8 protein-coding genes and 1 pseudogene are annotated in these 12,878 nt (G+C 67.6%); 3 read left to right on the top strand and 6 right to left on the bottom strand.

What is annotated here, in order from left to right:
- Positions 1-94: 94 nt before the first annotated feature.
- From AC07FK_RS33625 to AC07FK_RS33615, 3 genes are all read right to left on the bottom strand, one after another.
- Entirely contained in the window at positions 95-2,320 is a 2,226-nt protein-coding gene (locus tag AC07FK_RS33625; protein WP_479108703.1) for a hypothetical protein, read from the bottom strand.
- Entirely contained in the window at positions 2,317-2,589 is a 273-nt protein-coding gene (locus tag AC07FK_RS33620; RefSeq protein ID WP_479108702.1) for an ATP-binding cassette domain-containing protein, read from the bottom strand. The genes AC07FK_RS33625 and AC07FK_RS33620 overlap by 4 nt, the downstream gene beginning before the upstream one ends.
- 145 nt (positions 2,590-2,734) lie before the next feature.
- Positions 2,735-3,166 (bottom strand): DUF5958 family protein, encoded by a 432-nt coding sequence (locus tag AC07FK_RS33615; protein WP_479108701.1) that lies wholly within the window; start codon positions 3,164-3,166, stop codon positions 2,735-2,737.
- Positions 3,167-3,350: 184 nt separating this feature from the next.
- On the opposite strand from AC07FK_RS33615, the gene AC07FK_RS33610 reads away from it, so the two are divergent.
- Entirely contained in the window at positions 3,351-4,781 is a 1,431-nt protein-coding gene (locus AC07FK_RS33610; RefSeq protein WP_479108700.1) for an FG-GAP repeat protein, read from the top strand.
- A 261-nt stretch (positions 4,782-5,042) separates the two neighbouring features.
- A pseudogene (locus AC07FK_RS33605) lies at positions 5,043-5,252 on the top strand (transposase); the annotation flags it as partial.
- A gap of 1,292 nt (positions 5,253-6,544) precedes the next feature.
- Here AC07FK_RS33605 and AC07FK_RS33600 read toward each other — a convergent pair.
- Positions 6,545-6,826 carry a helicase associated domain-containing protein gene (locus AC07FK_RS33600; protein WP_479108699.1) on the bottom strand — a complete coding sequence of 94 codons (282 nt, stop codon included), beginning with the start codon at positions 6,824-6,826 and terminating at the stop codon, positions 6,545-6,547.
- 1,148 nt (positions 6,827-7,974) lie between these two features.
- Here AC07FK_RS33600 and AC07FK_RS33595 point away from each other — a divergent pair.
- Complete coding sequence (locus AC07FK_RS33595) at positions 7,975-8,964, top strand: pentapeptide repeat-containing protein (protein ID WP_479108698.1); 990 nt, start codon at positions 7,975-7,977, stop codon at positions 8,962-8,964.
- A 188-nt stretch (positions 8,965-9,152) separates the two neighbouring features.
- On the opposite strand, the gene AC07FK_RS33590 is transcribed toward AC07FK_RS33595, so the two are convergent.
- Entirely contained in the window at positions 9,153-9,692 is a 540-nt protein-coding gene (locus AC07FK_RS33590) for a hypothetical protein (protein ID WP_479108697.1), read from the bottom strand.
- 151 nt (positions 9,693-9,843) lie between these two features.
- The gene (locus tag AC07FK_RS33585) at positions 9,844-12,303 is read right to left on the bottom strand and encodes a helicase associated domain-containing protein (RefSeq protein WP_479108696.1); all 2,460 of its coding nucleotides are present in this window, start codon (positions 12,301-12,303) and stop codon (positions 9,844-9,846) included.
- Between the last annotated feature and the right edge of the window lie 575 nt (positions 12,304-12,878).

The raw sequence follows: 12,878 nt of genomic DNA, 5'->3' as shown, positions 1-12,878 counted from the left end.
ACGCCACCCCCGCAACTACCTGGCCTTTCTTGGCCTCGCCGCCGCCCTCTGTTGCTACAAACAACTTGCCCGACTCACCACATAGGACACGGTCTTATTCGGCGGTGGGTTGCCAGCGTCCTGCTTCTCGGAGTGCGACGCGTGTGGCCCACAGCGTCATGATCACGGCTATGCCGCCGACGATGATGGTGCTGGTGATCACGAGTGTGGTGGGCAGTCCGTTGGCGTGGACGGGGGCGCCGAGCATGGGGACGGTCAGCAGGATGGCTGCTGCCGTTCCCAGGGCGAGGGCGATGGTGAACGCTCCCAGGAAGACCAGCAGGGTCGTCGAGACGAAGGGCCGGCGTGATCCCGTGATGACGCTGATGGGGGCGAGCGAGCGGGCGAATCGCAGGAACTCTGCCATGTTCGCCAGGCAGGTCGCGAAGGCGAGGATGGCGATGGTGCCGAGTGCGAAGAAGGGAAGCCACCAGCTGTGCTGCTGGTAGGTGGTGAGGGTGGCGGTCCACTCGGTTCCCGGCACGCTGGCGCGCCACCCGGGCAGGAGTTTCTCGTTCGCGGTCTGCTTGATCGCCGGTTCTGCGAGGCTTTCGCCCGAGGCGGCTATGACCTGGAGGGACATCAGGCCCTTGACCGTGTCGATAGCGCCGGTGCGGACGGTGATGGCGCTGTCGCGGGACAGGGACAGGCCGTTGAGCAGGGCGCGTCCGCGGTTGGTGGTGGCCTCATCGGCGGTGACCTTGGCTGGTGTACCGGCGGGGGCCGGGAGGCCGGCTGAGGTGACGGCAGCGCGGGTGCCGACGATCTGGGTGCTGCCCTGCTGGCCGGGGGCGTTGTCCATGTAGACGCCGAGGACCTGCGTGTCGTCCGGCAGAGCGCTGATGAAGGTGTTCAGGCGCTGGACGGAGTTGCGGTCGATTCCTTCGACGCGGACGACGGAGGATCCCAGGGCCTTTTGTACTTGCTGGGCGGTGAGATCGGACTCGGTGACCCGGTTGTTCCAGGTGTAGAGCTGGGCGGAGATGCCCATGAGAAGCACGATGCTGGTGATGACCCGGGCGATGGCTGCGGGGCTGGCGACGATCCAGCGCCCGGCGAGCAGGGGAGCGGGGCGGCCCGAACGCCGGCCACACCAGGCCATGGCCTGCCCGAGCCGAGTGGTGAGAGTGGCAAGGGCAGCAGGCAGCAGAATCAGGGCGGTCAGCGCACCCATGGAGTAGGGCAGCAGGAACAGCAGCTCGTTGTCGTCGGCCCCCAGCAGGCTGGGGCCGACGAACGCGAACGCGAACGCCGCCGGGCACAGCCAGGTGGCGCTGCGCAAGAGCGCGCGCTGCTGGCGCCGCCCGGGTCGCGTCCCGCCCGTACGGCTCGCCTTCGGCTGCAGGAACACGGCGGCCCCTGCCACGAACAGCGCAGCCAGACCCGCGCATCCGTAGAGCAGTCCCAGATGGGGCTGCAGGAAACTGGTCGTCAGCACGTAGCCGACCTTGGGCAGTGACCAGTTGGTGCCCTGGTAGAACCAGATGGCCAGCGTGGCGAGAGCCGCCCCTACGAGGATGGGCGGCCCGGCTTCGCCCAGGTCGATCAAAAGCCGGTGACGAGAGCCGGTGCCGATGGCATGCAGTACCGCGCGGCGGCGGTCGCGCATCGCTGACCCGGTACGCGCCGCGATCACAGTGAGCGCAGCGGCCGGCGCGAGCAAGGTGATGGTGATCAGAATGTAGAAGCTCTGGGCCGGCTGGATGTTGAGCGGCTCGCCGAAGACAATTCCCTCGGGGTTGCCCCAGCCGGAGACGAAGAAGCCCTCCTTCATCGGCTCGGCGGGACGGGCGTACACCAAAGGCTCGCCGATGCTCGCGAGACCTTCAGGATGGATACGGTTGTCCATCACCCCGAAACGGGAAATAAGCCCCTCCTTGCGCCCGGCATCCTCAGCGCCGACCGACAGCGCGGAATGGCCCGGGGCGGGCCACCGAAGCAGCCCGGGCGGTGGCGCGGCGTCCTTCGTCAGCGGCTCAACGTAGACGACGGAGATCTGGGTGCCGTCGATGATGTCGGAGGACTCGAACCACCGGGCAATCGCCTTGTCTTTATCCTTCTCCGGCAGAACGTGCGGGCTACGCGCCGCCTGCGCGGCTTCCCGGCCTTCGTACGTCGCGCCCACCACGCCGTACGCCGCGAAAGCCACCGCCATCGCAAAGGTAGCCACACACAAAGCAACCAGCCGCAGCCGGCCACTCTCGGCGCCCTTCGCGGCGCTGCGCCCGATCCGCAGCAGTGCGGCCGTCAGCCCCATGGGGGCGCTGTGTTCCTTCTTCACGCGAGCGCCGCCTCTGACCGCAGGGGAACGAGCTTGCCCTGACGCAGCTCCAGGTGCTCGTCCGCCCGCCCGGCGATGGTGTGATCGTGGGTCACGACCAGCAGGCCGCAGTTCCACCGCTTCGGCAGTGAGAACAGCAGGGCACCGACGCTGTCACGGTTCTCCTCGTCGAGTGCCCCGGTGGGCTCATCGGCCAGCAGCAGCGCGGGCTCATTGATCAGCGCACGCGCCACAGCCGCGCGTTGCCGCTCGCCGCCCGAATAGGCCACGCCCAGTCCTCGAAGAGCTTCAGCAGCGCCTTCGGGTCGCGGTACCACTGGATGAACGCGCGGGCGGCGGGGTGTGAATGGGTGGTGTGCTGCCAGCGGTTGGTTGTCAGCGGGTGACCGTGCCGGATAGAGGGAGCAGCCGCTGTTACTGCTCGTTGGCGGGTGTGGGCAGGTGGTGCCATGCGTGGGTGCAGGTGTTTTTGCAGTAGGTCTGCCTGCGACGGGTGTCGGCGATGGCAAATGTGGAGACAAGGACACGGAATGCGTTCACGTGCTCGTTCGCGGGCAGGTCGGCGAAGCTGTAGCGGGGCGGGTCCATACAGATCATCCCTGAGGGGTTGGCCGTGGGTTCCACCCCGGACCGTGCCACTCCTGCGCGGCCGTCCGCGGCTGTCATGTGCGCTTGCATCGCGTAGCCGGCGGCCTCTTGCAGCACTTCCTGTCGGCGAGCCGGACAGAGGCCGGAGAACCAGGCCGCCCCTTCGTTCAGGGTGCGCAGTTCCTGGGCGATCTCGTTGACAACCCGCTCGGTCTCGCGCCGGAAGGAGCGGGCGTCCGTGCTGCTCGTTTCGGTCATCAGTTAATCGTTCCATGGCCCCGCTCCGTGGCCAGTGTCGCGCGGCTGGGTGGTCGGGAGGCGAACGGTCGTCGTATTCGATGAAACGTGCGTATCTCGTAACAGGGTTCCTGTGGTGTACAACCTTCACTCGAGGTGGTGGGTCTGCTGTTGCGTCACACACGTGTTCCGTTCAGGAGGCTCAGTGCCCCGCCGTACTCTCACCGCCGCGATTGCCGTCACGGCGCTCGCGACTCCCCTCGCGTTCTTCGCCACCTCTCACACGGCGTCGGCCGCGCCGGTGCCGCCCCGTACGCCGGTGACCGACTTCAACCACGACGGACACGCCGACCTCGCGGTCGCGGCGCCGTTCGCCGCGGTCGGCGGTGTGGAGAAGGCCGGTTACATCTCCATCGTGTACGGCACCGCCTCCGGGCCCGGGGCGGCGCGCCACCAGATGATCAGCCGGGCCACGCCCGGCGTCCCCGGCGACCTCCAGAGCAGCTTCGCCTTCGGTGCCCAGACGCTCCCCGGTGACCTCGACGGCGACTCCTACACCGACCTGCTCGTGGTTGGCGGCGGCGGCGACGACGGCGAGCCGACCGTGCTGTGGGGCTCCAAGGACGGCCTGACCGGCCAGAACACCGTTCTGCCTTACCCGTACTCCGAGTTCGCCCTGGGGGACTTCAACGGTGACGGCAAGCGCGACCTCGTCGTGAACTCTCACCCGAGCGACGACCCGTACGTCAACGGGATGACGATCCAGTACGGCCCGTTCACCCGCGATGGCAAGACGCGCACCCAGGACAGCATCACCACGTACGAGGGCCCCTCGGGTCTGCGCTCCTTCATCACCGGTGACCTGACTGGTGACGGTGTCGACGACATCGTCACCACGCACGGCTTCGAGGAGATGCAGGACAGTGCCCGCTTCTTCAAGGGGACCAGGACCGGCGTCAGCCACATCTCCAAGGCCCTCGGCTATGCGTTCAGCGGCACCGTCGGCGATGTCGACGGCGACGGCTACGGCGACCTGATCACCCGCGACAACGGCCACCTCACCGAGGACGTCGACTCCCGGCCGGGCAGCATCACGATCCAGTACGGCACCTCCACCGGGCCGACCAACACGGGCAAGAAGGTCATCACCCAGGCCACCGCGGGCATTCCCGGGACGAGCGAGGCCTACGACGCCTTCGGCGCGTCCCTCAGCGCCGGTGACGTCAACGGCGACGGCAAGGCGGAGGTCGCGGTCGGCGTGCCCGGCGAGAGCCTCGGCGCGGCCACCGGGACCGGCGCGGTGATCCTGCTCAAGGGCGCGTCCAAGGCCGCCGGCGGCATGACCGGCAAGGGCGCGATCGCCTACAACCAGTCCACTGCGGGCGTGCCGGGCGTCTCGGAGTCGGGCGACGACTTCGGCCGCCGGGTGAGCCTGTCGGACCTGAACAAGGACGGCAAGGCGGACCTGACCGCAACGGCCCCCGGTGAGGACGGTGCCTTCGCCGACTCGGGTGCCCTGTGGAACCTCTACGGCACCGCGAGCGGCCTGACCACGACGGGCGCCGGCACGCTCAGCCCCGCCAAGCTCGGCGCCCCCGAGGCGGACGCCAGGTTCGGCCACAGGCTCGGCGGCTGACCCCCACCCCGGCTCTCGCCAGCAACGCACCGTTGTGGTCGCCGTCGACGCTCTTGCTGCATCCATGATCTGACTCGCAGGTACAGAAGGCCATGCTTCGGTGAACACCGGAGCATGGCCTTGCTGCGTTCCAGCCGCCACCGTGCCTGCAGCGGCGGAAGCGCCTGCCTCAATGCGGGGGCTGCCGCGCCCCGCCCGCGCTGCGGGGCCCCGTCTCCGGCTAGGCCGTGTCCCTTTGATCGGTTCGTCAGTTGATCGGATGTGTCTGTTCGGTTAGTGATCACTGATGTGATGTGGGACCGGATCGAGCCGCTGATGCCGGCCGATCCGGTTTGTGGACGGCGTTGGGCCGACCACCGCCGCACGCTTGAGGCCATCGCGTGGAAGTACCGCACCTGCTCGCCATGGCGGGACCTGCCCGTTGCGATGTGCCGGTTTGGTGTCGGTCGTTGGGTGTCAGTGACGGCGCGTCAGGCCGGGGTGTTTCCGCTGTTCGGGCCTTGAGTGGGGAAGAGGTGATTGTCGTGGGGTGGTGCATGCGACGGCCATGGCTGTCATGGGGCGGTACACCCCACTCCGCTCCGCTGTCTTGGGAACGCACTTCTGATCCTTCCGAGGGCTGCGTGGCGGCACGGTGGTGGGTGTCGGTGTCCGCGGCGGAAGGGCGTGGGGTGGGCGAGCCGGGCGTGTGGGGTGAGGTCACGGCGGGCTGAGGGTGTCCCGGCCGGTGCTGGTGGCGCGGCTGTTGGAGCTTGATGCTGCCGGGGCGTTGACCTCTGCGCATGTGCGTGCGGGCGCGCAGGTGGGTGGGGTGAGTGCGCGGACGGTGTGGCGGTGGCTGGAGGCTGCGCGGATCGAGGGGCGTGTGGTTGGGCGTGTTCGATGTGGAGTACTGAGGGCCTCGGTGTTCAATTGTGCGAGCGCAACGTTCGTATCAGAACAGTAGGGAGACCCAATGGGCAAGGAAAAGATCGGCGTCGATGACCTACTCGGCCGACAGAGCACACTCCCTCACCCAGCCACTATCAAGCCCGCCGCAGCCGACCGCGTGGTGATTACTCCGGTAGTTGCCGAAGGAGAATGCGCCTGCACACATGCGATCACTGTAGAAAAGGGGGAAATCGAAGCGGTGGCTCCAACCGGGGACGTCTACACCTGCTGCGGCGAAAAACTACTAGTCGTGGAAGTCGAGTTCGTAAACGAAACTGTCGCCGAAATTTTCCGGCAGTTGAGCGAACGCGCCACAAGGCCCTCACGGAAAATCACTGCAGAGCCCTTCCGGCAGGGCAGTTCTGGCCCCGCAAGGGGCCCATTCATTCCCCCGCGGCTCAGGGAAGACATCGCTGGCACCCACGCGACATGCCGCGACAGACTTTACCAGTGCATCAACAGTTGCCATTGGTTCCCCGACGTGGGTGCCTGCCTAAACGCGTGCGCTGACGTCTACAGACTCTGTCAGATCACGGAGGTAGGTTGGGGCGAACACTAAGCAGGAAACGCCGTAAATGAGTCCGCGTAGAGTAGTCCCAAGATGTTGCGCCCTGCTCGCCATCGCCGCCTTGAGGGGCGGGAGAGCCCTCAAACGCGGGTCCGCGCGGGACGGTTTGCACTCACGCGTCGGCGTAACAACGACCACCAGGCGTCACGGTCAGTGTCTACCCGGATGCCCTGCCTCCGAGCGTCGTGAATGGCTGTTAGAGGGGCGGTGCCGTGCAACCAGTACCTTGTTGCGTGCTTGAACCGCCCAGGCCCCTTTGCGTCGCCTACGCCCAGTCGAGACCGAGGTCGGCGAGCGCCGCGAGCTGTTGCTCGCTCAGCCGGTCGCGCCGGTTCTTTTGGTTGGAGAGCCATACCCCGAGCCGAACAGGGGTTCCGCAGTCCTTCAGGATCTCTGTGTGTCCGCGGGGTACGACGGTGCGGGCTTCGCGTGCGATGTACTGCTTGAGGGCTGTGAGGCCGCGTGTGAAGGCGTCGGTGCCATTCGCCGCCCCAGCCTTCGCACCGGTTCGTACGGGGGCCTTTTGCGGCCGCTCAGCGGGTTTCACCCCGAGCTCGTCCAGGCGGCGCTGTTGTTCCTCGTTGAGGCGTGCCCAGTCCCGTGCTTGCCGCGCCGCCCAGCGGCCGATGTCGTCGCCCCGGTAGGTGACGCCGGGCTGGGGCCCACCACCGCATCACGGCTCGCAGGCGATACACACCTTGCTACCACTTTGGGCCCCCGATTGGACCTGTGCCGTGGCCAGTCAGCCCCAGCGATGCGTGCACACGATCTCCGGCGTGCGGAGGCACATCAGCCACTCCCCGGTATCAGCCACTCCACCCAATTGAAGGCCCGCGCCCCCGCCGACTCGCGCGGTCGAAGCACGGCCAGCCACCCACCCCCGCCGTAGGCGCGAAGCGCCGGAGCGGGGGGGCGGGTCCAGCGCCGCCCGAGCGCTGGCGGGGGGCCCGGGGGGGCAGGTCCCCGATATCGCGCCCCTGCGCGATGCACCGACCACCAAGCCGCAAGACTCCTGTGACCTGAAATGTCACCACAGGTCTGTAGGGTCTCGCGGCGTGTGTCGGAGTGCGCCTCCGTGACCTGCGGATTTTCCCGCAGCCTCACGATGTGTCTGACGCTGGAGTCGCCGTTGCACAGCCACGACGGTTCGCGAGATTCGGCCACGGGATTTGAGAACCTAAGGCGGCTTCGCGTGCGGCACCGTCGCACAGCTCGCCTCGTGGACGGCAGCAGCGGTACTGAGTCTCGGGTGGTGCCGGCCGTGACGGACAAGCACCAAGGCGGGGCTGGTGTCCGTGGTGGGTTCCGCCGCCCGGCCCCGGGGGGCCGTTCGGCTTCGGTACCTCCGCACGACGGAACTCACAATTTCCGCTATCTGAGGTTCCGTTCTGTGGCTGAGGTACCCCAAGGGACGCAGCAGTGCGGGGAGGTCCGAGCTGGCGGCGAGAAGCCAACCGTGGCGCCGTCCGCCTCGGGTGTCGCGCGGCTGCGCACAAGCGATGAGGCGAGGCTCCACTCACAGACGGCTCGCGACCCTCGCTGCCGTCAGCAACCACGCGGGGCATGCAGCCACCCCGGAGGAGAGAGCCGTCGGACGGCTGCAGGGCTGGTGGCCTGCGTCCGCGCATACGCCGCTATTCGAGCAGGTCGGCGACCCAACGCGCGATCCCCCGTGCTCCGCGATAGGAATCGATCATGGGAACATCGCACGCCCGGCGGAGGCTCCAGACCAAGCTCGCCCGTCGGCTACGGCATCTGGGTTCGGGGTTGCTCGGCATCCTCGGTGCGTTCGTGTTGTTTGTCGGCCTGCCCCTGCTGGTGTGGCGGGGCCCGTGGTGGCTGGACAGCGAGTACCTGACGGACGAGGACCTGCGTTCCGGCTCCTCCGCGCTGGTCACCGGCTTCCGTACCGCCGCCGTGGCCACCGTCATCGCCGTCGGCGCTGGCATCGGCCTGCTCTACACCATCCGTAACTACCGGCTCACCCGCCGAGGCCAGGTCACCGACCGCTTCACCAAAGCCCTCGAACGCCTCGGCTCCGAACACCGGTACGTCCGAATCGGTGGAATCCTCGCCTTGGAACAGATCATCCAGGACGCCCCCGAACAGGCCACCCATGCCGCCCAGGTCCTCGGCCACTTCATCCGTGACCGTGCGCCCGCCCGCACAGCCCCGCCTGAGACGACCAGGACCGAGCGCGTCGCGGCAGCACGTCGAGCCGCACGCCAAAGGACACAGCCCCTACCCCTGGCCCAGGCGCTACCAGACCGGCCGGAGGCCGACGTCCAAGCCGCCCTGACCGCACTCACCCGACCTGCCTCACGCCGCCACGTGGACATCACCCAGCGCATCGACTTCTCCGGCCTTCACCTCACCGGCGCCTCCCTGTCCAGGGCGGATCTCACCGGCGCCGACCTGTGGAAGGCGGATCTCACCGGCGCCTTCCTGTCCTGGGCGGATCTCACCGGCGCCTCCCTGTCCTGGGCGGACCTCACCGGCGCCTCCCTGTCCTGGGCGGATCTCACCGGCGCCTCCCTGACCGGGGCGGACTTGTCAATTACCTACGTGACACCTGAGCAGGTGGCATCGGCCAGCCTAGACACCGACACAAAGCTCCCGGCCGAGCTTGCGGATGATTCGGTGATCCGCGCCCGTATCGCCAAGCTGGCGGACGGGTTCCGCTGATTTAGAGGCCGAAAACTTTGGCGGCGCGGATAGCGCGGTGGCCCTCCTTGATGGAGCGCTGAGAGTCAGCACCAGGTCGCCGGGCGAGGCGGAGCGGCCTACCTTGGCGGGCCGGCCGGAGTACGGCAGAAACGTGCCGTAGCAGCAAGAGGCCGCAGGTCAGCGGGCGGTCGCGCCGTGTCAGCCTGTCACGGAGACCGCGCATCTACCGCGCAGCGGCTCCGGCGACCTGCGGAAACGCCGCTCCGGACGCACATCAGGCGGTTGTCGGGGCTCAGTAGCGTGGCGGCTGCGGCTATGAAGGCGGCGGATGCTTCCTTGGCCGCGTGCCGGCGGGCGTTCAGCTCGGTCTGGTCGGTGGCCTTGCGCAGCGCGTAGGTGGCGTCAGCCGCCTGCTGGGCGGGGCCGGCCAGCTCGGGGACCAGGATTTGAAGGCGGATGTGGGGGGCGGTGATTGCGGCCCGGGTGTCGTGGGACCTCGTCTGGGCCTCCAACTGGTGCTCGGTGCCTGCCTCGGCCAGGTCCAGACGTTCCCGATGGAACATCGCCGAGCGGTGCGCGTCCAGGGCGGCCGCGAAGTCGGTGACGGCGCCGAGCTGGTCCTGGCGGTGGCTCTCGGCGCGCTCCTCGGCGCGTGCGGTCCGTGCCGAACGGTGCTGGAGAAGTCCGGCGGTCAGGGCACCGGCGAGGGTACCGAGTACGGCAACGATGGAAGGCCATATGGACATCAGGCGTGAGCTCCTTTCGGGTAGTCGTTCTCCGTGGTGAGGTCGGCGGACAGCGAGGTACGGGCGGCGCCTTCGGTAGGCGGGGATACGCCTGCGGCGCTCCGGACCTACCCTGGCGGTCATTGGTTGTCCGGGGTGGCCTGGGGGATCGTCACACCGCTGCCCAGTCGAGTCCGAGTTCGGCGAGGGCGGCCAGCTGCTGCTCGCTCAGTCGGTGGCGTCGGTTTTTGTGGTTGCTCAGAAATACGCCGAGGCGTACGGACGTCCCGTCGGGCAGCTCCTCGACGTGCTGCCGCCCCACGATGGTCTTCCCTTCGCGTGCGATGTACTGCTTGAGGGCTGTGAGGCCGCGCGTGAAGGCGTCGGAGCCCTGCGCCGCCCCAGCCTTCGCACCGGCCCGCGCTGGGGGCTTCTGCGGCCGTGCGGCCGGTTTCACGCCCAGCACGCTCAGGCGGCGCTGCTGTTCGGCGTTCAGCCGTGTCCAGTCCCGCGCCTGCCGCGTCAGCCAGCGGCCGATGTCGTCGCCCCGGTACGAGACGCCAGGCACGATCTCCTCCAACGTCCCGCCGGCCTCCAGCAGCGCACGCAGCCCCACGTAGTGGCGCTGCCAGTCGACCGTCCACCCCAACTGTCCGGGGTTCCAGTCCGCATCGATCCCGGCGAGCTGCTCACTGCGCCGCGCAGCGCGCCCGGGGTCTTTGCCGAGTCCGCCTGGGCGCCTGAGGTTGGTGAGCCACTGTCCTACGGGCTTGTCAAGACAGGTGGCGTGGCGGGGCGCGGCCAGGGTGCCGGCCTCCGCGTAGTACGCACGGGCCGCGGCCAGGTTCTCCTCGAACGCCGCGTCGGCGGTGTCCCAGATCATGCCGAGCTCCTCCAGCTCCGCCGCCCGCGTGGCCGGCATGCTCCCGGCCCGGAACGCTCGCCTCTGATCGCTCAACCACCGCCCCAGTGGATACGCGCCTTCCTGGTGTTCGTAGGGCACATCGAGGCTGTCTTCCCGGTCGCGGTAGCGGCGGGCGGCGTCGTACCCGCGCGTCCAGTCCTGGCGCTCGGTGTCGAGGATCTGGAACTTGATCCACTTTGCGACCATCACCGGATCCCTGGGGGCCGCGAAGCGGAGCAGCAGCCGCGACTCCTCCTCACCGTCCTGCGGCTCCTCACCGAGGCTTTGCGACGGATCGACAACGCGTTTCTGGTTCTCTTGTGGAATGGCGAGCATTTCAATGGCACGCTCATCGTGCGCCCGAAGCCCTTCGAGAACCTTTACCAGTGGCCGATACGATGCCGATGTGAACATGTCCTCGGGACGTTCATCGGGTGCCAAGAATACCGGCACGATCAGTGTCGCAATCTTCCCCTGGTTGGGCTTCTGACGCAATGCCCGCCCAATGGCCTGGACGATATCGACGGCAGACCCCTTAGGGTCCAGCAGGGCTACAGAATCCACCGCCCTGATATCGACACCCTCACCCAGGACACGGCAGTTCGAGAGTACGGCGCGCCCGGCCCGGCGGCCGAAGTCCCCCAGGACCTGGCGCCGGTGGTCGGCTTCGTGCTCTCCGCACAGCCAGTCCGCCCACACCTGCTTCGGGTACCGCTGCGGATCTGATGCGTGCAGTTGCTTGGCGACGCTGGGCAGTCCCTTCGCGAAGGCGGAGGCTTCTATGGTTCGGTGGTGGAAGGTGATGGTGGTCTGCAACTGGTGCTCCGCCATCGTCTCCAGCAGAGCGGCCTGCAAGGCGCCCATCCGCTCGCCCCGCAGCCGCTCCTCGCGTTTGTCTTCGCCGGCCAGGCGGGCCGGGGTGACGATGGGGTCGGTCAGTTCGACCACCACGATCTGATACCGGGCCAGTAGCCCACGTGACACGGCTGACGCGAGTGAGAGCTCGTAGACCACGGGTCCGTAGATCTTGGGATCGTCCATGGAGCAGGCCATCTCACGCGGCAGTCGGTCCCACCCCTCGAACGGTTCCCCGGTCTCCGAGACGGCACGCTCCAGCTTCCGGGGCGGACGTTCCTTCCAGATCCTGGGAGTGGCCGTCATGTAGAGCCGGCGCATCGCCGGAATCACGTCCTGGTCATGGATCGCAGCCCACGCCTTACCCAAAGATCCACTTGTACGGTGAGCCTCATCCACCACCACGAGGTCGAAAACATCCATGGGCAGCCCATAGGCACCCTCGTGCGCCTCGGCCAGCACGGGCAAGGACGCATAGGTAGCGTAGACGGTCACCGGCCCGCGGCCGTGCCACAACGCCAACTGCGGCGGACTCGTCGTGGAGCGCACATCGAGATCCCACAGATGCGGGTCATCATCCAGCGAACACACCGCCACCGCCGGACCCGTATGCCCGACAGAACGCCATTCCCGCACCGTCTGAGTCAACAGATCCAAAGTCGGCAACAAAACCAACACCCGGCCATTGCGCGCCAGTCGCAGCGCAGAGTGCGCGGCAATGAAGGTCTTTCCCGTACCGCACGCGGCCACCACGGTGACCCGCAGGCCATCACGCGGAATACGCTTCCCCGGAGGAATATCCAGCCCACGCACCACCGCGTCAACCGCCTCAACCTGATGCGGAAACAGACGGATCTCATCGACTTTCGGCATTCCGTACTCCAGGAATCGAGAAGGGGTATCAGCCCTGGCGGAGGGGGCAGCAGTTTACTCGGGATGCTACACACTGCATCTGGCGACGTAGATGCAGCATCACAGCGATGCTGCGCGCTTCTTACCATAGCGCAAGCGGGTGTGGTGCCGGGCAGTCTTCGGGTAAACTCATGCGTACGCTTCCCGGTCTGACGGGGCGGTGAGTAGGTGTCAGGGTTCGGATGGAGCGAAGCGGAGTTCGAGCCCTGAATCTCACGATGGCCGGCCACCCTCGAGGTGACGGGTCATCACCGGGTTGGGGGTGCGCTGTTCTTCGGGATCCTACACAGGCCCGCACCGATGCACCCTTCCTCCACCCAGCCAGCCGTTCCGGCGGAGCCGGAACCGGGCATGGGAGCGAAGCGGACATGCCTGCCTTCGGGAATTTAAGCGAAGCGTAATTCCCAATCCCCTTGCGAAGCAAGGGGATTAAGGCGCGAAGCGCCGCTGCCGAATTGCGAAGCAATTCGGCAGCTGAGCAAAGCGAAGCGTTTCCCTTGCACAGCGCGCAGCGCTGTGGTACCCGCTCCGCGGGG

The sequence above is a fragment of the Streptomyces sp. NPDC046122 genome (genome assembly GCF_056429965.1).
The sequence above is the reverse complement of the archived record's forward strand: the minus strand, read 5'-3'. Positions and strand labels throughout refer to the sequence as shown.